Origin of the sequence: Flaviaestuariibacter flavus (assembly GCF_004337505.1) — a bacterium.
GTDB classification, from domain to species: Bacteria; Bacteroidota; Bacteroidia; order Chitinophagales; family Chitinophagaceae; genus Flavisolibacter; species Flavisolibacter flavus.
In genome coordinates this window covers 475,337-499,238 of sequence record NZ_SJZI01000042.1, presented here as the reverse complement: position 1 = coordinate 499,238, position 23,902 = coordinate 475,337, and the positions used below count along the sequence as shown (strand labels likewise).

Here is a 23,902-nt window from a genome sequence, read left to right as displayed (position 1 = left end):
ATAGGAGGAGAATGTGCTAATGTGCTAGTTTGCTGGTGTGCGAATGCCTGTTACCTACCGCAAAGCCTACGTTTGAACATATCCCCGTCGCCTTTAATTAAGACCGCGAAGTTTACCTCACCCTTTTTCTAAATTTTAGCAAACTAGCACACTATTGAAAGTCCGTCATAAGCCAGGTGAATGCCTTCGGGCAGCTCTTTTTCGACGTCTTCGTGCCGTCCTAGCTGGTGGGAGATGTGGGTGAAATAGGCCTTGGGAATGCCGAGCTCGCGCACCAGCGTAATGGCTTCTTCAAGGTTGTAGTGCGAGATGTGCTTCTCGTGGCGGAGCGCGTTTACCACCAGCACTTCGGAGCCGCGGATCTTTTCCTTTTCTTCCGGTTCGATGCGGTTGGCGTCGGTGATATAGGTGAAACTGCCGAAGCGGAAGCCCAGCACCGGCATCCGCAGGTGCCATACTTCCACGGGCAGCACCGGGATGTCGCCCACCGTAAAGGGTTCGGCGCCGATGCTGCGCAGCTCGAGGTTGGGCACGCCCGGGTATTTATGATCGGCAAAAGCGTAGGCAAACTCGCGCACGAGCGCTTCCTGGGTCATTTCGTTGGCGTAGATCGGCATGGCCGTACCCTGGAAGTAGTTAAAAGCCCGCACGTCGTCGAGGCCGGCAATATGGTCTTTGTGGGGATGCGTGAACACAACCGCGTCGAGGCGGCGCATACCGGCGCGGAGGGCCTGGTAGCGGAAGTCGGGGCCCGTGTCCACCACCAGCGTGGTGGTATCCGACTCCACCAGCAGGGCGCTGCGCAGGCGCTTGTCTTTCGCGTCGGGCGAGGTGCACACGGCGCAGCCGCAGGCGATCATCGGCACCCCGGAAGAGGTACCGGTTCCGAGGAAAGTGAAGGAGAGCTTCGGTGCCGACATGAAGGCAAATTAAGTTAAAGAAGGGTCGGAACCTCGAAGAAAAGAAGTTGAAAAAGCGTTATGCTAAGATGTAATTGAAATGGTCCCGGTATGCCGGGACCATTTGCGTAAAAACTTCGCGTATCCACTTCTTTTCTTATTCACTTTGCGGTTCCGAACCTTCTTTTTCTTCTGCAGCCGGGGTGTTTTCGCTACCTGGGGCCTCTGCTTTAAAATCCATTTCTTCCTGCTGCGCGGCACGGTAGCGGCCCATGATCTCGGCAAACCACTTCTTGCTTTCGGGAGTCAGCGTGTCAACATCCACCTTCAACTGCGGAATGAGGTCGACCATGGTGTTGATGCGGCCCTCAAGCGGCAGGAACTTGTTGAGCACCACCACTTTCCTGTCTTCCAGGATACAGAAGCCGCTTTGGAAAGACCCGCGCTCATAGCGCACGATATAGCCCGACTCTTCGGCAATGCCTTCGATCTTATCGAGGGTATTCTGCGTGTACTTCATGCGGCAAATTTAGACCTCAGATCCGAGATCTCGGATCTGAGATCTATTTCGACACCATTTGAATGACCGGCACGATCATCTCCTCGAGGCTAACGCCGCCGTGCTGGAAGGTGTTGCGGTAATAATTAACGTAGTGGTTGTAGTTGTTGGGGTAACACAGGAAGGTGTCCTCGCCGGCAAAGATGTAGCTCGAGTTGATCGTGGGTGAAGGCAGCCCGCCCTCTTTCGGGTCGCGGAAGGCCAGCACCTCCTTCGGATCGTAATTGAGGTTGCGTCCGTGCTTGTAGCGCAGGTTAGTGGTGGTTTGCTTGTCGCCGATCACCTTCACGGGGGTCTTTACACGCACCGAGCCGTGGTCGGTGGCCAGCACGATGCGGATGCCCTTGTCGGCGATCTTCTTGAGCGCCTGGTAAAGCGGCGAGTGCGTGAACCACGATACCGTTACGGAGCGGTAGCTCTGCTCATCGCCCGCGAGTTCCTTGAGCACCTCCATCTCGGTGCGGGCATGGGAGAGCATGTCCACGAAATTGTACACGATCACGTTGAGGTCGTTGTGCAGCAGGTTGTGCACGTTGGCCACGAGCTCGAGGCCCGCCTGGTTGTTGAGCACCTTGGTATACGACACCTTGAGATCGCCCTTGCCGGCCGCCTTGAGGTTGGCGCGGAGAAACTCCTCCTCGCTCATGTTCTTGCCGCCCTCTTCGTCGTCGTTCTTCCACTGCTGCGGGAATTTGCGCTCGATATCGATGGGCAGCGAGCCGGCGAAGATGGCGTTGCGCGCGTAGTGCGTGGCCGTGGGCAGGATGCTGTAAAACGTGTCTTCTTCGAGGATGCGGAAGCTCTCGGCGAAAATGGGCTGGATGGCGCGCCACTGGTCGAAGCGCAGGTTGTCGATCAGCAGGAAGAAGAGCGGCGTGCCCTTCTGCAGCTGCGGGAATACCTTGTCCTTAAGCAACGTGTGGCTCATCACGGGCCGCTCCTTGGCTTTGGGCGACAGCCAGTCCGTATAATTACGGGAGATGAATTTGAAGAATTCAGTGTTTGCCTCGCTTTTCTGGCTCTGGAGCACTTCCTGCATCTCCGGCGAATCGCTTTGCTGCAGGCTCAGCTCCCAGCGTACCAGCTCCTTATAAATGCCCATCCACTCATTGAAGTCAGGGTTGGAGTTGAGGGCCATAAAGAGGTTGCGGAACTGCTGCTGGTAGGCCGTGGTGGTCTTCTCGGCCACGAGGCGGCGGTTGTCGATGATCTTTTTGAGCGACAGCCACACCTGGTTGGGATTCACGGGCTTGATCAGGTAGTCGGAGATCTGCGAGCCGATGGCTTCGTCCATCAGGTTCTCGGTCTCGTTCTTGGTGATCAGCACCACCGGTATCTGGTCGTTGTACTCTTTGATCTTGGCCAGGGTTTCGAGGCCGGTGAGGCCCGGCATCGTTTCGTCCATCAGCACCACGTCCACGGGGTGCTCCTTGATATAGTCGATCGCGTCGAAGCCGTTGGTGAGCGTCTGCACGTCATAACCCTTGTTCTCGAGAAACTTCTTCTGCGATTGCAGGCTCTCGATCTCGTCGTCTACCCAAAGTATCTTTGCTACTGCCATAATGCTACTCCTAAAAACCGGCTGCACCGGAAAAAAATGCTCAATATTCAATGTTCAATATACAAGGCACAAGGGAGGCCCACCTGAAATTTGAACATTGAGCATTGTATATTGAATATTATCCTTGTCTCTCCAAATGTAGTCACGTACCGCCCTATTTTTGATCCCTTAACGTTTTCCGCATGGCCTATGTCCGCAAGATCATCAACGACCCCGTGTACGGATTCATCACGGTGGATGACCCGCTGATCTTCGAGATCATTTCCCACCCCTACTACCAGCGCCTGCGCCGCATTCACCAGATGGCCTTTGCCTCGCTGGTATACCCCGGCGCTGTGCACACCCGCCTGCACCACTCGCTCGGCGCCTACCACCTGATGGGGCTGGCGCTCGCCGAGCTGCGCAACAAAGGCGTGGAGATCACCCGCGACGAAGAGCAGGGCGCCCGGATCGCCATCCTGCTCCACGATATCGGCCACGGCCCCTACTCGCACGCGCTGGAGCGCAAACTGATCAAGGGCGTGCACCACGAGGAGATATCCGACCTGATCCTGCAGCTGCTCAACGAGCAGCTGGATGGGCAGCTCGAAACGGCGATGGCCATCTTCCGCGGCGAGTACCCGAAGCAATTCCTGCACCAGCTCGTATCGGGGCAGCTCGACGTAGACCGGATGGACTACCTCACGCGCGACTCCTTTTTCACCGGCGTTTCGGAAGGCGTCATCGGCTACGACCGCATCCTCAAGATGCTCACCGTGTACAACGGCGAGCTGCTGATCGAGGAAAAGGCTATTTATTCGGTAGAAAAATTCCTGGTGGCCCGCCGCCTTATGTACTGGCAGGTGTACCTGCACAAGGCGGTAGTGGCGGCCGAAAAGATGCTGGTGCGCATCATCGAGCGGGCCGGAGAGCTCATCGCGGCCGGCATCGAGCTCAATGCAGTGTCCAATAACCTCGACTTTTTCCTGAAGGAGCATCAGCCCGACGGCAACTTCATCCGCCACCTGGAGCGCTTTGCCCAGCTGGACGACACCGACGTGCTCTGCTCCATCAAGAACTGGTGCGGCCATTTCGATAAAGTTTTGTCAAGGTTGTGCAAGGGGCTGGTAGAGCGGAAGCTGCTCAAGGTGAAGTTCCAGGGCGAGCCCTTCGACGAGGCCTACGTGGCCGGACTGCGCGCCGAAGTGGCCGCCCGGCTGGGGATTTCGGTTGCCGAAGCCGCCTATTTCGTGTTCACCGGCGAGGCACAGAACACCACCTATAACCCCTACGACGAGCGGATCCGGGTGCTGTTCAAGGATGGTACCGTCACTGACATCTCGCAGGTCGACAATGCGCTCATCCACCACCAGCTATCGGCCCCTGTCAAAAAGTATTACCTTTGCCACCTGAGATAAAGTCAGAATTCAAAAGGCAAAAGGCAAAAGCTTTTGACGCGCAGGACCAACTTGTACAGGCAGGCTTTTTTTGAATTTTGAACTTTTCCTTTTTACTTTTAAAACATGCAGTTTACCGCCGCCCAGATCTCTATATTGCTCAACGGGAAAATTGAGGGGAATGCCGATGCCGTCGTGTCTTCGTTTGGCAAGATCGAGGAGGCGCAGGAAGGCCAGCTGACCTTTTTTGCCAACCCTAAATACGAGGATTTCCTCTATTCCACCGGTGCATCCATCGCTATCATCAACGAGACCTACGAGCTCCGCCAGCCGGTGACGCCCACCCTTATCCGCGTGGCCGATGCCTACAGCGCCTTTGCGCAGCTCCTGAGCAAGTACCAGGAGATGGCGACGCAGCAAATGAAGGGTATCCAGCAACCGAGCTTTATCGCCCCGAGCGCGAAGATGTCCACCGACGTATTCGTGGGCGCCTTCTCCTATATCGGCGAAAACGTGAACGTGGGCGCGGGCACCAAGATCTTCCCCGGCACCTTTATCGGCGACAACGTGGTGATCGGCGCCAACTGCATCCTCCACCCCGGTGTGAAGGTTTATCATGATTGCATCCTGGGCAACCAGGTGGTGATCCATGCCGGCACGGTCATCGGCGGCGACGGCTTCGGCTTTGCGCCCCAGGCCGACGGCTCCTTTAAAAAGGTACCCCAGATCGGCAACGTGGTGATCGAAGACAACGTGGAGGTGGGTGCCAACACCACGATCGACCGCGCCACGATGGGCTCCACGGTCATCAAGGCGGGCGCCAAGCTCGACAACCTGATACAGATCGCCCACAACGTGGAGATCGGCCACAGCACCGTCATCGCGGCCCAGGCCGGCGTTTCGGGCTCCACCAAGATCGGCGCCAACGTCATGATCGGCGGGCAGGCCGGCCTCGTGGGCCACATCCAGATCGCCGACGGCTCGCGCATCAATGCCCAGAGCGGCGTCTCCAAATCACTCAAAGAACCCTTCTCCTCGGTCACCGGCTCCCCCGCCGCCGACTACACAAGCGCGCTCCGCTCCCAGGCTGTCTTCCGCAACCTCCCGGAGCTGGAAAAGCGGATTTATGAGCTGGAAAAAATTGTGAAGCAGCTTTCTGCTGCTAAGATGTCTGATGTCTGATGTCAGATGTTCGAAGCGTTTGCTTTCGCAGATTTCGATGTGGCGGTAAAAATTGCGGTAAGTTCATTTGCTTCCGCTATCAGCCGTTCCAGTTCGGGGCCAACATACAATTCAGCTTCCCGGATTACTTCCAGCCAGTAGAGTGATTCGTCAGCTTCTTCCAAAACGACCTCGATTTTGTAGATAAAATCGGCCCTGGATTTGGCACGCCCGGAAGCGCGATGATTTGCGCCTACCGATCCGGATGACCGGATCAACTGTTTTGCAATTTCCCAACCTGCGGGATCCCGGGGTAACTGCCGGCACACCCGGATCACATCTACGTTAAAACGGCGTGTACGCCGTTCCAGCTGTCTCCTATCCATGATTTAACTTTCTCCAAACCTAGCGTTGCGCTAACCGTCAAACAATAGAAAAACCGCAGAGAATGCTGCGGTTTTAAACATCCATCTGGCGTCATTTCTCACATCAGACATCTCACATCAGAGATTATCTGTGCACCTGCACCTTCGCCTCATGACAGGTCTGCAGCATCCGCTCCGCCACTTCCACCAGGGAGTTGAAGTGAACGGGCTTGGTGATGTATTCCACGTTCTTGCCGCGGAAGAAGAGCTTGTCGAGCTCTGAATTGGAGGTGCTGAAGATCACGATGGGAATGTGGGCAAGGGCCGGGTCCTTGCGGATCTGCTGGAAGGTGCGGCGGCCGTCCATGCGCGGCATGTTGATATCGAGCACGATGAGGCAGGGCAGCTCGTGGCCCGCTTTGAGGCGCTGCAGCAGCTCGAGTCCTTCGATACCATCGGCGGCGTCGAGGAGCTGGTAATCACCGTCGAAGCGATCCATGGCCTCGCGGAGCAGCTGGAGGTCGTCCTGGTCATCGTCCATATAAACGATGGTATGCTGGTGAAGATCATTTTTCATAGTCACCGGCAAAGGTCCGCAAACGGCCTGTTAATGAAAGGGAAAGGTCGGCGAAAGGGCCCGGAGGCAAGACGAAACCGGCCGGGCTACACCGGGTCGACGCTGCGCTGCTCCAGGCAGAAGGTGTGGAGGCGATCCACGAGTACCCGCCACTCGCTGTAGATGTCGGGCTTGGTGATGAGCTCGATGCCCGGCGTATCGCGCGATTCGCGGATCATCAGCTCGGAGGAGTTGGAAAAGTATTTGACCGGCACTTGGCTGAAGCGCTCGTCGGCCTGCAGGCGGGCATAGGTTTCCGGTCCCGTGATGACAGGATTCTGCAGGTCCAGGAGAATCAGGCAGGGAAGTGAAGCAGGCGAATCGTTAAGGCTATGCAGCAGCTCCTGCCCGTTGGGGAAGGAGATCACCTCCAGTCCGGCGGCACCGGCCACCTCGCGAAAGAGCTCCACATCATCTTCATCATCCTCTACGTACGCCACGTAGCGTTTTCCAGAGGGTAGCATACAGTTCATACGGCAGAAATGGCTGCAAATTTTGTGCCTGCGTTGTTTCTCATCCGTTTGACAGCAAGCCCGGCCGTAGAAACCCCCATCCTTCCGGCAACAAATGCTGAAAATCACCCCATTATGGGCAATTGGGTAAGATGGCACCCGCCCTGTCTCCCAAAGCAGATGCGCCGGGCACCGGTTCCTAAACAGGGCCGGCGGAGACCGTTATCCCCCGGTTCCGGAACGCCGTCGGGCACCGGCGGCGCTGGAGCGGTTTCGGGAAGGCCATCCGGGCCGGAAATCCGGTGCACCGGCGTACCGCACTCCGCCTTTCCCGGCGGGGGCGAAAAGCCTCATTTTTAACGGTTTCCGCCTTGTCTAACTGGGCCATTTTCGGTACATTTGTCCGACATCAATCCCGCCCCCGGCGGACCCAAATTTTTCCCAGAAAATGAGCGAAGTTTTAGATACCCAGACAAGCGTTCCGGCACCCGCCGCGGCCAATTATGGTGCCGACAGCATCCAGGTGCTCGAGGGCCTTGAAGCGGTGCGGAAACGCCCGGCAATGTATATCGGCGACATCGGCGTGAAGGGCCTCCACCACCTCGTATATGAAGTGGTCGACAACTCTATCGACGAAGCCCTCGCCGGTCATTGTAAAAACATCATCGTTACCATCCACGAAGACAACTCGATCTCGGTGGAAGACGACGGCCGCGGTATCCCCACGGCGATGCACACGAAGGAAAAGCGTTCCGCCCTCGAGGTGGTAATGACGGTGCTTCATGCCGGCGGCAAGTTCGACAAGGACTCCTACAAGGTTTCCGGCGGTCTGCACGGCGTAGGTGTGAGCTGCGTGAACGCCCTCTCCACCAAGCTGCACGTAACGGTATTCCGCGAAGGCAAGATCTTCGAGCAGGAGTACCGCATCGGCGCGCCCCAATACCCCGTGCGCGAGATCGGCGTCACCGAGCGCCGCGGCACCACGGTACACTTCTGGCCCGACAATACCATCTTCATCACGGATGTTTACAACAAAGACATCCTCGAAGGCCGTCTCCGCGAGCTGAGCTTCCTCAACAAGGGCCTCCGCATTACGCTCAACGACCTGCGCGAGATGGATGAGGACTCCGGACAAACCTGGACGAAGACCTTCTTCAGCGAAGGCGGTATCGTCGAATTTGTGGAGATGCTCGACAGCAATGCCGGCCGCACGCCGCTCATTCCGAAACCGCTCTACGTGGAAGGCCGCGACGAGAAGGCCAACGTGGCGGTGGAAGTGTCCATGAGCTACAACGATTCCTACAGCGAGCACATCTACTCGTATGTCAACAATATCAACACCATCGAAGGCGGCACGCACGTAACCGGCTTCCGCGCCGCGCTCACCCGCGTGTTCAAGAAATACGGCGACGAACAAAACCTTTTTGAAAAAGCGAAGGTGGTAATCGAAGGCGATGACTTCCGCGAAGGTCTGTCGGCCGTTATTTCGGTAAAAGTGCCCGAGCCGCAGTTTGAAGGTCAGACAAAAACCAAGCTGGGTAACAACGAAGTGGCTGGTATTGTGAACACCACGGTAGCCCGCGTTATTGAATCCTACCTCGAGGAGAACCCCAAAGAGGCCAAGAACATTATCCAGAAGGTGATCCTGGCAGCCCAGGCCCGCGCCGCGGCCAAGAAGGCCCGCGAGATGGTGCAGCGTAAGAGCGTACTCTCCGGCGGCGGTCTTCCCGGCAAGCTTGCCGACTGCTCCGAGCGCGACCCCGACCGCTGCGAGCTTTACCTCGTGGAAGGTGACTCGGCCGGTGGTACTGCCAAGCAGGGCCGCGACCGCTCCTTCCAGGCCATCCTGCCGCTGCGCGGTAAGATCCTGAACGTGGAGAAAGCCATGGAGCACAAGATCTACGAGAACGAGGAGATCCGAAACATTTACACCGCCCTCGGCGTCACCGTCGGCACCGAAGACGATAAGAAAGCCCTCAACCTCACCAAGCTCCGTTACCACAAGCTGATCATCATGACCGATGCCGACGTGGACGGATCGCACATCGCCACCCTCATCCTCACCTTTATGTACCGCTACATGAAGGAGCTGGTGGAGCAAGGCTACGTGTACCTGGCGCAGCCCCCGCTGTACCTGGTGAAAAAGGGCAAGGAAGCGATTTACGCCTACAACGAAGAGCAGCGCCGCGCCGTAGTGGAAAAACTGGGCGGCGGCAACGAAGGCGCCGTCAACATCCAGCGCTACAAGGGTCTGGGTGAGATGAACGCCGAGCAGCTCTGGGAAACCACGATGAACCCCAACACCCGTACGCTGAAGCAGGTGACGATCGAAAGCGCCGCTGAAGCCGACCGCATCTTCTCGATGCTGATGGGCGACGAGGTGGCCCCGCGCCGCGAGTTTATCGAAAGCCACGCGAAGTATGCGCGCATCGATGTGTAACAGCACACGCGGAAAACGCAGAAACACAAAATCATCAACAAACGCCCCGCTACGCGGGGCGTTTGTCTTGCGCCGCGTTGCGCGACGGCCTTGGCGGCCATTGCGAGCGTCGCTCCGCCATCCAACCCAAAACCGCAAAACCACTCCTTAACCTATATAAACATCCGGCGTCGTAATTTGCCCCCATGAGCCTCCGCCTGTTCCTGCTGCTTTTCCTCCTCCCCTTTTGCGCTGCCGCGCAGCGCCAGCTGCAGGGCACAGTCACCGATGCCGGCACCGGCAAGCCGCTTCCGGGCGCTTCGGTGTTTCTGAGTAACACCTCCGTGGGCACCACTGCCGGTACCGATGGCCACTTCGTGCTCGCCATCCCGGCGGGACGCTATGACCTGATCGCATCTTCGGTAGGATATGAAACGCAAAGCCTGAATGTCAGCGGCAGCGGTGCGACCGAAGCGATACAGATCCGGCTTACCGCCAAATCATCCGAGCTGGAAAACGTAGTGATCCGCTCCATGGAGAAAGACGGCTGGAAGCGCTGGGGCGCTTTTTTTATCGGCGGCTTTATCGGTAATTCGGCTGAAGCCGAACGATGTACCCTCAAAAACCCGAAGGCCCTGCGTTTTTACCGCAACAAGCAGCAGAACGAGCTCGAGATCGTGGCCACCGAGCCGCTCGTGATCGAGAACAAGGCCCTGGGCTACCGCATCCGCTACCAGCTCGAGTCCTACACGTATAATTTCAGCAGCCGCGTGCAGCAATACGTGGGCTACCCGCTGTTTGAGCAACTGGAAGGCGGCAGCGGCAGGCAGCGGCGCTGGGCCGCGGCGCGCAGCAGGGTGTACTACGGCTCGCAGATGCACTTTATGCGGGCCCTGTTTCGCAACCGCCTGCGGGAGGAAGGCTTTACCGTATTGCCGCAACGCAAGATCCCCAACCTGAAGCGCGTGCGCCGCACCGAGCGTTCCGGCAACGCCACCATTATCGAGCTCGACAACGGTATGCGCATCAAAAGCGACCTGCCGGCAGACACGATCCGCGCCTACCAGGCATCCGTAGGCAACGAGCCCGTGCTCAACCTCGTGGGCGGCAACGAGCTGCCCGGCGACAGCATCGCCTATGCCATCGACCCGCACACAGCCGGCTTATATTTTACCGATTACCTTACCGTGATCTATGCTAAGGGCAAAACACCCGATGCCTACCAGCGCTCGGTCATGAACGGCAATTATGCCATGCAATCGGAGATCACCCTCATCAACGGCACACCGGTGCAGGTGGAAGCCAACGGCGTCTACTACAATCCCCTCGACCTCATGAGCAACGGCTGGTGGGCCTGGAGTGAAAAAGTGGGCACCATGCTGCCGTTTGACTACCAACCCGAATAACATCGGATACCGGATCCAGGAATCCCGCGATCCGAGATAGAAAGATTTCCTTCGCAATTCAACATTCCTTGTTCGATATTCGATATTCATGTATACTCCTGCTCCCTCCCGCTACGCCCAGATGCCCTACCGCCGTTGCGGCCGCTCGGGCCTCAAGCTGCCGGCACTTTCGCTGGGCCTCTGGCACAACTTCGGTGTTCACGACGATCTCGACCGCTGCCGCAGCATCGTGCGCACGGCCTTCGACTGCGGCATCACGCATTTCGACCTGGCCAACAACTACGGTCCGCCGCCCGGGGGCGCCGAAGTAACCTTTGGCAAGATCCTGAAAGAAGACCTGAAAGCTTACCGCGACGAGCTCGTCATTTCCACCAAGGCGGGCTATTCGATGTGGCCCGGCCCCTATGGCGACTGGGGCTCCAGGAAGTACCTCGTGGCCTCGCTCGATCAAAGCCTGAAGCGGATGAGCCTCGATTACGTGGACATCTACTACCACCACCGCCCCGACCCCGAAACGCCGCTGGAAGAATCCATGGGCGCGCTCGATGCCATCGTGCGCCAGGGCAAGGCGCTCTATGTGGGCATCTCTTCTTATTCACCCGAAGAAACCGAGAAGGCTGCCGCTATGCTCCGTTCGCTGGGCACTCCGCTGCTGGTGCACCAACCCCGCTATTCGCTGCTCGACCGCTGGGTGGAAGACGGGCTGCTGGATGTGCTGGAACGATCCGGCGCCGGCTGCATCACCTTTTCATCGCTGGCACAGGGCCTGCTGACCGATAAATACCTCCAAGGTATCCCGGCCGACTCGCGGGCGGCTTCCAACCGGGGCAATGGCGCCCTCGAAGCGGATTCCATCAGCCCGGCAATTCTCGAAAAAGTGCGGCGGCTCAACGCCGTGGCCGAAGGCCGCGGGCAGTCGCTGGCGCAAATGTCGCTGGCCTGGGTACTCAAAGACCCGCGCGTTACGTCGGTGATCATCGGCGCCTCCCGTCCCGAGCAGGTGCTCGATTCGGTGCGCTGCCTGGATCGCCCCGACTTCACCAGCGATGAGCTAACTGCCATTGAGGCGGCGCTTGCCTGAGCCGCTGCGGCTGAGCTGGAAAATTATTTTGGCGCCTGATTTGCAGATATGGCGTAGATTTAAGTCTTACTAACATTAAAAACTTGACCATATGGCTGATGTAACACTCACCGCGTACAATGTCAAAACAAAAGAAAAAAACGTTCCTATCCAGAACGCTGTAGTGACGAAAACTGCTAAAGGCGCCTATATGGTGCAGGGCGATGACGGTAAAGGAAACAAGCTCACCACGCTTTGCAATGAAGCAAAAGCACTCGCCGCCATCAAGGCCGGCGTAGCCAAGCAGGGCTGGTAAGCAACGTACGATAGTCAAAAGAAAAGGTGCGACCGTGGTCGCACCTTTTCTTTGCCCTTACTTCCGGAACAGTCGGAGCGTATGCACCTCGCCCCCGGTTTCGGCCTGCAGCAGGTACATACCGGGCGGATACCTTGGTCCCTGCAGGTCGAGCGCGATCTTTTCCATAAACCCGGTACCGCCACGGCTCCAGCGCTGAAGCACACGACCCTGCGCATCGAGCAGGCGCAGCTGCACGGCGGCGCCTTCGGGAGCGCTGTACGACACGAAGAAAACGCCCGTGGACGGGTTGGGATAAACCGACGTAGTAAATGCCGCACCGAAGGTGACGGGCCGTACGGCGGAAAATTGCACCGAGCCGTCGCGGTTGCGCACACGCAGCCGGTAGTAGAGTGTTCCGCTCTTGCCCGGCCGTGTGTCCGTATAAGCATAATGGCCGCCGGAACTGGTATTACCCGCCGCGGCAACGCTGCCGATGCGGAGAAAGCGACCTTCCTGCAGTTCGGCCGCACCGGCAGCTACTTCAACATCATATTGCTCCACATCTTCTTCAGCGGCTACTTCCCAGGCAAGCAGTGCGTCGCGGTCCTGCCGCCGCGCGGTAAACTGAACGAAGCGAACGGGCAGCGGCGACGTATTGGTGGGCCCGCCCGAATTGAACCAGAACTCGGAGAAGCTCTTCACCTTGAATTCAGCATAGTAGCCCTGGTCGTAGGGCACGATGCTGCGGGCCGCAGAACCGTAGAAATACCAGTTGCCGGAGACGTTGTTGAGCAGGCTGTTGTCTTCCAGCGAAGTATCGGCATCCGTGTACTTCGAAACGCCGAAGTCAAAGGCTGTAGACGGGCGCGACGCGCTGTAGCAGCTGGTGGCATTGAGCACCTGCTCGGCTTCACGCTCGCTGAAATAAAGGCGTACGGTCACCGAGTCGAACGGGCTGCGTGTTTGCTGCTTGATGGTGTAGCTGCGGCCCAGGTAATACTGGAAGTTCGTGCACCGGACGGAGCTCGTATCCACGTAGGCCTGCACTGCCAGCTGACCCAGGTCCTGGCCGGCAGGGTGGATCGATACGAGGCGCTTGCCGCCCGGGGTGTTGATATGCACCCAGCTGTTGCCCGAAACCGCCTGGGTAACCGGTGCAGCGGTGGGACCGGTAAACATGCTTACGTTATCGTATACGTGGATATCGTCGATCGCCACGCCCTGGCGGCTCACGCCGGCATCAGAATACATTACAAAGCGGATCCGGAGCTCGGTGGCAGCCACTGCGGGCAGCGCGATCGTAGCAACACGCCAGGTGAGGTAGTTCTGGCGGCTCCACACGTCAAGGCCGCCACCGCGGTTGTACCAGTTGGTGCCGCTGCCGTTCGTTCCCAGCTTGGTCCAGCTGATACCGTCAACGGAGTATTCTACCCAGGCGGCGTCGCAGATATAAGGGTTGCAATCCTCGATATCAAGCGCAAGGGCAAAGCTGAGCGTCGGCGCCGTGAGTGCTGAAATATTGAAGCAGGGCGAATAGAGGTAGGAGTATTCGTTGTCGTTGTAATTGCCCGCAATACCGGTTTTCCAGGCTTTGCTGCCGCTGGCGGCGCGGGTAAGCGATTGCGATGCGGGTGCGCCCCACTGCCAGGAGGCGTTCTTCCCGCCTGCATACCAGTTGCCGCTGCTGCTCTCGAAACCTTCCGTATACGGGAAGCTGCTGATCACAGGGCTGTTCTGCACCACGGTGGAAAGGGTATCGTTAAGCTCAACGTTGTCGCCGGACTGTTGCACCCGCGCCGAGATGCGCTGGCTCCCGAAGGCCGAGAGGTCGGCGGTGGCGGTAAAGGTGTAATCGGTCACGGCCCCGGCACCCAGGCTGGCGATCGTTTCGGTAACCCAGCTGCCGTTGCCGATGCGATAAGCTACGGGAATATTCGTTTGTGCGGTGAGGGCACTGTTGCGCACCTGCACGGTCACCGGTGTGTGGTTGGAAAGGCCGCAGTTGTGTTCCCGCGGGTTCAGGATGGCACGCACCTGGATGTCGTTGGCAGCTTCGTAAAGGCGGATATCATCGATGGAGTACCCGTCGAGGAAACCCGGGTCGGATGCGGGGTACTTGCCGCTCTGCCCCCACTTTACCTGAAAGCTGTCGGTGAAGTTCTGACGCGCCGCCCGCAGCAGGCGGGTGATCTCGATGGCCGGCGTTACGGAATAGGTGCCGGTCTCGCCGGTCAGGGTGCTCAGGTCAAGTGCTTCGATCCAGGTGCCGCTGTTGCCGCGGATCCAAACTTTGTTCGTTCCGTTGAGATCGCCATGGCGCATCAGCGCGAAGTCGAGCCGCAGGTCATTGGTGGCAGTATCGAATGCAGCAAGGTTAAAGGTGGCTACCACGTACTGGCTGCCACCGGTGTTGACAAAGCCGACACTGTCGCCGCGGGCCTGGTCGAGGGTGAAGGCACGCGAGCCCGAGCGGGTAAAGCCGGAACCAGGCACGGTACGCAGGCGTGCCGAGGTGGATGCATGCTGGTAGTCGTAACGATCGCCGCCGGGCAGCCCCACCGTATCGGCATCGTAGGTACCGGCGCCGAGGCCTTCCAGGTTATCGGTAAAGGGAAGCGTCAGCGGCGCGTTGACCAGCTGGCGTAACACACGTACCGCGGTGTCGTTGGCCACATGGGTATCGGTGCTGGCATGCTTCACCACCGCCGTAATCGTATAGGTACCGGCGGCCGCGAGGTTGGCCGTCGTTGCAAACGCATGGGTGTAGCTTCCCTGGGCCGCGATCGTCGCGTTCACGGTCTCGGTAACCCAGGCGCCGCCATTCACCTGGTATTTCACATCAAAGCCTGCGGTGGACGCCACGTCGTCGAGGTTCCGGATCAGCACCTGCACGGGTGTTGCCGCTGTTAGTGCCGCGGCCGTATTCTGACGGCGCGTCAGCGGCGCTGTGATGGCCGACAGTTTCAGGTCATTGTTGGAAACGCTTCCCGAGCAACTGCCGGTATTCGGCTGGTAGGTTTTGGCCACCGCACGCCGTCCATAGGCACCGTTGATGCGCGGCCGCACGCTGAACCAGTAAGCCGTATCGCGGCTCAGTCCTTCAACGGTATAGCTGGTGCCCGTGGTGGTGGCGATCGTCACCAGCCCGCTTCCGCGCAACTGCAGCACTTCGTAGTCGGTGGCACCGCTCACGGCACTCCAGCTGAACACGTAATAACCTTCGCACTGGTTGCTTGAAGCCGCCGTGGTGATCACCGGGCGGGTGAGGATCACAAAGTTGGCGCTCGTGCTGGTGGCGCCCGTGCCTTCCTGGGTCACGCGCACCCGCGCCCCGGCAGTGGCAGCTGTGGGCACCGTCCAGGAGTAAATGCGCCGGTCGGCGGCCAGCCCGGCAGCGATTGGCGTCCAGTTGGCGCCGCTGTCGACCGAATAAGAAAGCGCATAGGTGCTTGCCGGGTTGCCGGAAGCATCCCAGGTCAGCTTCATGTCCTCGCCGGGAATCCAGGCTTCGCCGCCAACGGGATTGACGATCTGGAGCGCCACCGGTACCGGGTCCCAGGCTACAAAATAAGCCTGGGCGGCATTCTGGGTGATAGCGGTGCCCTTCACGCGGATCGTATAGTTGCCGGCAGGCGGGTTGTCGATCACTACCTGCTCCAGGTTATTGAGGTGGTCGGCGCCGGTGAAGGCCGCCGTTCCGAGACTGCCATATGAAGTATCAAGCCGGTAGGGAAGCACCGTGTTGTTCGACAGGTCCACTACTTCGAGGTCCAGGTCATTCACAAGCGCTTTGGCGGCGATGAGGGAAGCTGCCGGGTCGTGCCAGTACAGCAGCACCTTGAGCTGCGCGGTATTGGCGGGCACCGCCACGGTGTGCGTATTTGTGTTCCCCTGTGTGGCCGTACCACTGAGCACATGCCCGTTTTCGATCATATCGGCGCTGCGCTGCAGGTTCATCCAGCCGTAGCCGTAATTGAAATCGGGGCCTGTGATGCCGCGGTCGGCGGCGCCGTTGCACAGAACGGCCTTCAGCAGGGCGCCCTGCGGGTTGGCTCCGCCGTTGAGCTGCCGGTAGCGCTCCACCAGGAGCGCCAGGCCACCCGTCACCGCCGGGGCCGCCATACTGGTGCCCTGGTTGGTATTATAGGTATTGCCCAGCCCGCCATAGATCGTGGAGTTGACAGCCACGCCGGTGGCCATTACCTCGGGCTTTATGCGGCCGTCGCGCACGGGGCCCCGGCTCGAGAAGCCGGCCACCAGGCCCGAATCGGAGGTAGCCCCTACCGTTACCACGTTCTTGGCACTTTGCCAGCCACCGAGCACGGTATGATAACGCTGCGGAAAAGGACTGCAGGTGGCGCCCCCGCTGTTGCCGGCGGCAAATACATGGAGGAGGTCCGGGATATCAAAGGCCTGCTCGTCGATCAGCTGCGCATAAATATCATAAGTGCCGTTGTAGGCGCACTCGATGATGTTGCCGTAAGAGTTATTGGTGAGCACCATGCCGTAATCCTGGTGGTAGCGCTCCGCGTTGGTAAGAATGAAGGAACCGGTCTGGCTTACCAGGGTGGCCTGCGGCGCATAGCCGCGGTACTCTTCCTGTACGATGCCGGCGCCGGCTACCGTGCCCGCCACGTGAACGCCGTGGTTGGAGTAATGGCCATAAGCCCGGGCAATGACGCGCCCCCGGAAATCGACGTGAAACTGCGGATCGCCGTCATCGCCCACACCGACCACTACTCCTGCACCGGTAAGGGCGCGCCCGCCGGCCGACAGCGGCGCATCGAGCAGGGTCGCGTGCGCGCCGGCGCGTGAGGGGTAATTGAGTGGCGCAGCCTGCGGCGGCTCGGCCTGCACATAGTCCACCTCCGGCAGGAGCGCCAGCGCCTTGAGCTGCTGCAACGACACCTGGAGGCCCACCACGTGCCAGCGGCTCCACTCCAGGGTGGTCACCTTGTGGCCGGCAGCAAGAAAGGTGGCGACGGCAGCACTAACCATCATGCTCTTCGGCACCCGCACCAGCACATTTACGGTGCCGGCGGCCCTGGTGGCCCAGGCCGGAAGCTGGGGCGCCAGCAGCGCCGGGTCGATCTTCTGCTCGGGGCGGAAGGCCCAGGCACCCCGCACGCCAAGAGGCCGCAGCCCGGCACGCGAAAGCGGACCGCTAACGGCGGCAGTATACGAAAGACCGGAAAGATATTGCTCCAGCTCCACGCCGGCGGCGGTGAGACGCTTGCGGTCGGCGGCATCGGGCACCCGGTCGAGCTGCAACAGCAGGTAAGCACGCCCGCCGGAGCGGGGCAGCACGCGGTTGAGCGAGTCGGCGAGCGCGTCGGTCAGCTCAGGTACATCCACATCGCCGGAGCGGAGGCGGACCCGGTTTTGGGCCGAGGCGGCGCCCGAAAAGAGCAGGAACAGGAAAGTGATTTTGGTAAGAAGACGGTGCATAGGCGGCAATCAGTACTTAAAAGTACGAAACCGGGGCGGGCCGCCTTGCCACATTTCGGTTAAAAAGCCTTACGCAGGGCGCACCTTGCTGTGCATCCGCTCCAGGAACCGGTGCACCTCGTTCATGGTACGTACGTTGTCGGCCACCAGCAGGAAAAGGCGGCCCACCTGCTTCAGCCGGGCCTGGTTGGTGCCGGTTTGCAGGTAGTCGAGGATCGACTTGAACAGGTCCGACTCAAAGTAGGGCGAGTCGGGACGGTTGATAAAATAGCACTTCAGCGAGCCGTCCTTCAGCAGCAGCTTCTCGAAGCCAAGCCCCACCGCCAGCTTGCGCACCCTAACGGTCATGAAGAGGTCCAGCACTTCAGCAGGGATCGGACCGAAGCGGTCGCGGAACTCCTCCTCCATCGCCTTGAGCTCTTCCTCCGTATCGCAGTTGTCGAGGCGCGAATAAAGGGCAAGACGCTCGGTAATGCTCTCCACGTAATCGTCGGGAATGAGGATCTCCTGGTCGGTATCGATGGTACAATCCTGCACATAATCGTCCTGCTTCGTGATCTCTTCCTTGAACAGGTCCTTGAACTCGGTACGCTTCAGCTCACGGATTGCTTCGTCGAGGATCTTCTGGTAGGTTTCGAAGCCTATCTCGGCCATAAAGCCCGTTTGCTCGCCGCCCAGCAGGTTGCCGGCGCCCCGGATGTCAAGGTCGCGCATGGCAATCTGGAAGCCCGATCCAAGCTCGGAATGCTGCTCCAGCGTTTGCAATCGCTTGCGGCTATCGGTAGGCAGGGTGCTCATGGGCGGTGCCAGCAGGTAGGCAAAGGCCTTCTTGTTGGAGCGCCCCACGCGTCCCCGCAGCTGGTGCAGGTCGGAAAGCCCGAACTGGTGGGCGTTGTTGATGATGATCGTGTTCACGTTGGGGATGTCCACGCCGCTCTCCACGATATTGGTGCATACCAGCACGTCGTATTTGCGGTCGATGAAATCCATGATCCGCTCTTCCAGCTCATGACCTTCCAGCTGGCCATGGGCCCAGCCGATGGTAAGGTCGGGGCAAAGCCCTTTGATATGAGCGGCCATTTCGGCAAGACCCTGGATGCGGTTGTGAATGAAGAACACCTGCCCACCGCGCTCGGTTTCATAATAAATCGCCTCGCGGATGAAATCTTCCTGGAACACCCGCACTTCGGTCTGGATCGGCTGGCGGTTGGGCGGCGGCGTGTTGATGATGCTGAGGTCGCGGGCACCCATGAGCGAAAACTGCAGTGTGCGCGGGATGGGCGTCGCCGTCAGCGTCAGCGCATCGATATTGGTGCGCAGGGTCTTGATCTTTTCCTTGTGCGCCACGCCGAACTTCTGCTCTTCGTCGATCACCAGCAGGCCGAGGTTCTTGAACTTCACATCCTTGCTGAGGATGGCGTGCGTGCCTATGATGATATCGACCTTGCCTTCCTCGAGGCGTTTCAGGGTTTCTTTTTTCTCCTTGGCTGTCTTGAAGCGATTGATATAATCCACCGTTACCGGGAAATCCTTCAGGCGCTCCGAAAAGGTCTTGTAGTGCTGGAAAGCCAGGATCGTGGTCGGCACCAGCACGGCCGCCTGCCGCCCGTCCACCACGGCCTTGAAGGCAGCGCGGATGGCGATCTCGGTTTTGCCGAAACCCACGTCGCCGCACACGAGGCGGTCCATCGGCGAAGGCGACTCCATGTCTTTCTTCACGTCAGCCGTGGCCTTGCTCTGGTCGGGCGTGTCTTCGTAAATGAACGAGGCTTCGAGCTCGATGGTGAGGTAGTTGTCGGGGCTGTGCGCGTAGCCGGTCTGTGCCTTGCGTTGCGCATACAGCCTGATCAGGTCGAAGGCGATCTCCTTGACCTTGGTCTTTGTCTTTTCCTTCAGTCGCTGCCAGGCGTCGGAGCCGAGCTTGTTCACCTTGGGAACAGAGCCTTCCTTGCCGGTGAACTTGGCGATCTTGTGCAGCGAGTTGATATTGACGTACAGGATATCGCTGTCTTTGTAAATGATGCGCACCGCCTCCTGCAGCTTACCGTTCACTTCGAGCTTCTGCAGCCCGCTGTATACGCCCACGCCGTGGTCGATGTGGGTGACGTAGTCGCCCGGCTGCAGCTCGCGGAGCGTGCGGAGGGTGAGGGCCTTGTTCTTGTTGTAGGCCTGCTTCACCTTGTATTTATGGTAGCGCTGGAAGATCTGGTGATCGGTATAGCACACCAGCTTCAGGTCTTCGTCGATAAAGCCTTCGTGGATCGCCACGGCCTGCGGCTGAAAGGGGATCTCTTCGTTGAGGTCTTTGAAGATGGTATAAAGCCGCTCGAGCTGCCGCGGGTTTTCGGCGAACAGGTTCACCGAAAAGCCCTTCTTATCCCACACCTTGAGGTCGTTGATCAGCAGGTCGAACTGCCGGTTGAATGCGGGCTGTTCTTTTGTATGAAATTCGATTTCCTTGTCGATGGCTCCCTCGGGGCGCTGCGGGCCGAAGTGCAATACATGACGCGCCGCCAGCCCGTCGCGAAACTCCTGCGGGCGGATGAAATCGCCTTCCGTCACCTCGCGCTTTTCGATGCCCTCTTCTTCCTCCTCGTCTTTTTTCGGCGCGTCGGCGCGCAGCTGCAGGAAGAGGCCGAGGTCTTCCTCGGCGGTCAGCAGGTGCTCGAAGGTGAGGGCCTCATCCTGTACCCACACCACCGTATTCGGGGGCAGGAAGTCGAGCAGGGACACTTTCTGCTCGTCGGTGAACTGGGTTTCCACATTCGGGATGATCGTCACCTGCAGCAGGCGCCGCTCCGAAAGCTGGGTTTCGGGATCGATGATTCGGATGGAGTCGATATCGTTGCCGAAAAGCTCGATCCGGTAGGGCTTTTCGTTACCAAAAGAATAGATATCGATAATGCCGCCGCGTACCGCGAATTGCCCGGGCTGGTATACGAAATCGGTGCGGTCGAAGCCATAGCTCACCAGCTTTTCGTACAGGTCTTCGGGCTTGATGGTGTCGTTGGTCTTGAGCTGGATGGCCGCTTCGGTAATGGAGCGCGACACCACCACTTTCTCAAAAATCGCTTCCGGGTAGGTAACGAGCGCGCCGGCGCGGTTTCCGCCGGCAGCCGCGAACTTCATCAGCGCCTCCGTGCGGAGCATCACGTGCGAGGAGTTGAGCAGGCGGTAGTTCTTGCGGTTTTTAAAGGAGGCCGGGAAATAGTAGATATTGAGTGCGTCGGTAAGCGACTCGAGGGTATTGTGAAAATAGGCGGCGTCCTCGGCGTCGTTGCAGACAAACAGGTGGTTGAGTCCGGAGGCCGACGGGTGCAGGAAAACCGAGGCGGCCACAAACTGCGAAGCCGAGCCCCGGAGGTTGCGCAGCAGGAATTGCTGCGGACCCGACATAGTGATCCCGTCCACGATCGAAAAAACGTGGGGGGCATTCTGGTAAGCTTTGAGCAACTCGGGCAGGGTCATTCGAAGGGCACAAAAATAGGCCGGGGCCGGTTCCGGGATTGAAGTTTAAGCTTTTATGTTTCCGGCACCTGCACGGCAAAAAGAAAGCCCTCCGCAACGGCGGAGGGCTTTCTTTTATCAGTCTGGCTGCAAGGCGGCAGCCGTTGCATTAATATCAGCGAACGATCTGCTGTACAAACACCTCGCCTTTGTCGCCGGTGATGCGTACCGTGTAAGCACCGTGGGGCAGGCGGTTCAGCGGGAGCTGTACTGCCTGGTAGTTGCGGGCTTCGCGCAGCACGAGGGCGCCGCGGTTGTCAAACACTTCTACATTCATGCGGCGCACGCCGGTGAGCGTACCGGGCATTACCGTGAGGCGCTCGTTCATGGAAGAAATATAGCGGATAAAGCCGCGGGTAGCCGTGAGATTCGAAACACCGGTAGCCGCCGGCAGGTTGGCCGTCCACAGGCCGCGACCATGGGTCGCCGCCATCAGGGTGCGGTCCGAGTTGCGGAGCTTCAACATGTACACCGGGGTGTTGGGGAAGTTAGCGTAGGGCGTCCATACGGTACCACCGCCGGCGGTGGCCGTGGTGTAGTAGACACCAAGGTCCGTACCGATCAGTACACCTCCGTTTTGGGAAACGCCATCCACCACTTTCATGGTGTTGGGGACGATGAGGCTCCAGTAAACGGGCATGTCGGGAAGGTCGCCTTCGATGGCAGTAAAGGTGGTGCCGGCGTTGGTAGACTCGAACAGGCTCACGATGCCGTAGTTGGAGAGGGCAACGATGATGTGGTTCGGGTTGGCCGGATCGATCTCGATGTTCGATACCGTGGCGTTGGCCAGCGATGCAGTGACCTGAACGTTCACGGCAACGGTGGGCGCGGCCGTATTGGCGTTGGTAAGCTTCAGCAGCTGCGGCTTCGCCGAGCCGAACGAGCATCCGAGCCAAACGGTATTGGGTGTCGACGGATCTACACGCACCGCAGTTACCTCGCGGCCACCCATCGCAGTGAGCGTGTTGATGAGGCGCGTGGGCGTGGTGGCAAGGTTGTTCAGCACAAAGTACTTGTTGGCGGCCTCACCTGCATACAGGGTGCCGGCGGCGTCGTCGAGGTCGGAGGGGTTGATGAACTGGCCGTTGTTGTTGTTGATGCCGGTACCCAGCGAACCGAAGGTTGAACCGCCGTTCAGTGAGCGGTAGTAGTTGTTGAAAACGTAGGAAGCGATCTGCAGGCTCGGGTTCGTCTGGCTGATGTGGGGAATGCCGCCATCACCGCCAACTACCGGAGCGGCGTTGTTGAGGCCGGGCTGGTTGAAGCGGTGGGTGTTGTTGTCCTGAGCGCCGGCAATAAAGAAGTCCGGATTCGTCGGGTGCATATCGGCACCGTAGAACTGGGTCACGTTGTAGTTGGCCGTCTTGTTATCAAAGGTCGGCGTTACAGACGTGGCGTCATTGGTGGCGTAGATACCGCCATCGTTGCCCACCAGCAGTCGGTTGGAGCCCGAGAACAACACAATGTGCTGGTCTACGTGCACGGAACCCGAATTGGTGATGGTGGACCAGCTGGAACCGCCGTTGGTGGAACGGCAAACGTTGAAGGCGCCCGCAACCACGATATCGGGGTTGCTGGGATCGACATCCATGGTGAGGTTGTACCAGCCCTGCGAAACGGTGCCGTTGTTAAGACCCGTAGGCGCGGCGAAGGTCGTCCAGGTGGCGCCGGCATTATCGGAGCGGTAGAAGTTGGAGACCTGGCCATCCGTCTTGTTGGCCATAATGGCATAAAGGCGCTGCGGGTTCGAAGGAGCTACGGCCAGCTCAACGCGGTTCATCTCGTCGATACCCGGGGGTGTGATCTCCACCCAGGTACCCAAACCACCGGTGTTGGCGCCGTTGGTAGCGGGTGAGCGCCAGATGGATACAGAGGTTACCGTGTAATCGGGCATAATGCCGAGCGTAACATACATGTCACCATTGGAGGCCACTTCGAGGTCGGCGGCACGGCCGGTAGTGAAGGATCCGACGGGAGCACCGACTACCTGCTCCCAGGTGTTGCCGTTATCGGTGGAGCGCATAACGCCACGGTTGGAAGAGCTGTAGTTGCGCAGCGATACGTAAATGTTGTTGTTGTTGTCCATTACCACGTCCTGGCAATATTCAAAGTCGGCAGTGGAGGAGATCTGCGACCAGGTGATACCACCATCGTTGGAGCGGAAGAGACCGGCTCCGCGGACGGCGTCTACGTTAAACCAGCCTTCGCCGGTGCCGGCGATCATGACGTTGCCGTTGGTGCGGCTCTGCCACAGGCAGGTAACAGCCAGGTTACCCATTTTCTCGGCTACGGGCGTCCAGGAAGGGGTAGCGCTCAGGAAGTTGGTGGTCTTCCAGATGCCGCCGCTCACGGAGCCGGCAAAAACGGTGTTGCCGGTAGCGTCGCGGCGATCGACGAACATGGCGCGGGTGCGGCCGCCGACATTGAGCGGGCCACGCTCCTGCCAGTTTAGCACGGCTGTACGGCCCGTGGCGATGCGGGCATCGCGCTGCTGCTGTGCCAGCAGGAGACGGCCGGCGGGCACATCGTTGAGCAGGGGATCACGGGTCATCAGGAAACGCTGGTGCATGGCGAGCTCCATGCCATCCTGCTCGAGTTTTTCTTCCTGCTCCTCACGGAGTTCAGCGCGGTATTCGCGGATCAAAGGAACGGCAAGGAAAAGGCTTGCACCGGCGGCGAGTGCAATGCCCGCTTTAAGAACGGCTTTCATTGTTTTGAGTAGAGTTTTGGAGAATAGCAGAAATTTTGGATTTCGCAACTAGTGCGGAAAATGTT

Annotated in this window: 15 protein-coding genes; 6 read left to right on the top strand and 9 right to left on the bottom strand. The window is 59.1% G+C overall.

Annotated elements, in window-relative coordinates:
• Positions 1-143: 143 nt before the first annotated feature.
• The 3 genes from EPD60_RS10050 to porX form a co-directional block, all read right to left on the bottom strand.
• Positions 144-920, bottom strand: a complete 777-nt coding sequence (locus EPD60_RS10050; protein WP_131449320.1) for an MBL fold metallo-hydrolase — start codon at positions 918-920, stop codon at positions 144-146.
• Between the two features lie 136 nt (positions 921-1,056).
• Entirely contained in the window at positions 1,057-1,419 is a 363-nt protein-coding gene (locus tag EPD60_RS10045) for a hypothetical protein (protein ID WP_243647803.1), read from the bottom strand.
• Positions 1,420-1,462: 43 nt separating this feature from the next.
• Positions 1,463-3,019, bottom strand: coding sequence for a T9SS response regulator signal transducer PorX (gene porX / locus EPD60_RS10040; RefSeq protein WP_131449319.1), 1,557 nt, complete (start codon positions 3,017-3,019; stop codon positions 1,463-1,465).
• A 182-nt stretch (positions 3,020-3,201) separates the two neighbouring features.
• Between porX and EPD60_RS10035 the strand changes: the two genes are divergently transcribed.
• Both EPD60_RS10035 and lpxD read left to right on the top strand, forming a co-directional pair.
• Positions 3,202-4,416, top strand: a complete 1,215-nt coding sequence (locus EPD60_RS10035; protein ID WP_131449318.1) for an HD domain-containing protein — start codon at positions 3,202-3,204, stop codon at positions 4,414-4,416.
• A 105-nt stretch (positions 4,417-4,521) separates the two neighbouring features.
• Positions 4,522-5,577 (top strand): UDP-3-O-(3-hydroxymyristoyl)glucosamine N-acyltransferase, encoded by a 1,056-nt coding sequence (gene lpxD, locus EPD60_RS10030; protein ID WP_131449317.1) that lies wholly within the window; start codon positions 4,522-4,524, stop codon positions 5,575-5,577.
• 2 nt (positions 5,578-5,579) lie between these two features.
• Here lpxD and EPD60_RS10025 read toward each other — a convergent pair whose 3' ends face one another.
• From EPD60_RS10025 to EPD60_RS10015, 3 genes are all read right to left on the bottom strand, one after another.
• Complete coding sequence (locus EPD60_RS10025; RefSeq protein ID WP_131449316.1) at positions 5,580-5,942, bottom strand: four helix bundle protein; 363 nt, start codon at positions 5,940-5,942, stop codon at positions 5,580-5,582.
• A 124-nt stretch (positions 5,943-6,066) separates the two neighbouring features.
• Positions 6,067-6,498 (bottom strand): response regulator, encoded by a 432-nt coding sequence (locus EPD60_RS10020; protein ID WP_131449315.1) that lies wholly within the window; start codon positions 6,496-6,498, stop codon positions 6,067-6,069.
• An 86-nt stretch (positions 6,499-6,584) separates the two neighbouring features.
• A complete protein-coding gene (locus EPD60_RS10015) occupies positions 6,585-7,010 on the bottom strand; it encodes a response regulator (RefSeq protein ID WP_131449314.1) in 426 nt (141 codons plus the stop codon).
• 427 nt (positions 7,011-7,437) lie between these two features.
• Here EPD60_RS10015 and gyrB point away from each other — a divergent pair, with 427 nt between their 5' ends.
• The 4 genes from gyrB to EPD60_RS09995 all read left to right on the top strand — a co-directional run bounded on the left by gyrB (position 7,438) and on the right by EPD60_RS09995 (position 12,190).
• Positions 7,438-9,429: a DNA topoisomerase (ATP-hydrolyzing) subunit B gene (gyrB, locus tag EPD60_RS10010; protein WP_131449313.1), complete on the top strand. Its 1,992-nt coding sequence runs from the start codon at positions 7,438-7,440 to the stop codon at positions 9,427-9,429.
• A 185-nt stretch (positions 9,430-9,614) separates the two neighbouring features.
• Entirely contained in the window at positions 9,615-10,814 is a 1,200-nt protein-coding gene (locus EPD60_RS10005; RefSeq protein ID WP_131449312.1) for a carboxypeptidase-like regulatory domain-containing protein, read from the top strand.
• Between the two features lie 88 nt (positions 10,815-10,902).
• Positions 10,903-11,895, top strand: a complete 993-nt coding sequence (mgrA, locus tag EPD60_RS10000; RefSeq protein ID WP_131449311.1) for an L-glyceraldehyde 3-phosphate reductase — start codon at positions 10,903-10,905, stop codon at positions 11,893-11,895.
• A 91-nt stretch (positions 11,896-11,986) separates the two neighbouring features.
• Positions 11,987-12,190, top strand: coding sequence for a hypothetical protein (locus tag EPD60_RS09995; protein ID WP_131449310.1), 204 nt, complete (start codon positions 11,987-11,989; stop codon positions 12,188-12,190).
• A gap of 57 nt (positions 12,191-12,247) precedes the next feature.
• Here the strand turns inward: EPD60_RS09995 and EPD60_RS09990 are convergent, their stop codons facing one another.
• The 3 genes from EPD60_RS09990 to EPD60_RS09980 form a co-directional block, all read right to left on the bottom strand.
• The gene (locus EPD60_RS09990) at positions 12,248-17,620 is read right to left on the bottom strand and encodes a S8 family serine peptidase (RefSeq protein ID WP_131449309.1); all 5,373 of its coding nucleotides are present in this window, start codon (positions 17,618-17,620) and stop codon (positions 12,248-12,250) included.
• 69 nt (positions 17,621-17,689) lie between these two features.
• Entirely contained in the window at positions 17,690-21,088 is a 3,399-nt protein-coding gene (mfd, locus tag EPD60_RS09985; RefSeq protein WP_131449308.1) for a transcription-repair coupling factor, read from the bottom strand.
• A 154-nt stretch (positions 21,089-21,242) separates the two neighbouring features.
• Positions 21,243-23,837, bottom strand: coding sequence for a hypothetical protein (locus EPD60_RS09980; protein WP_131449307.1), 2,595 nt, complete (start codon positions 23,835-23,837; stop codon positions 21,243-21,245).
• Positions 23,838-23,902: the final 65 nt, after the last annotated feature.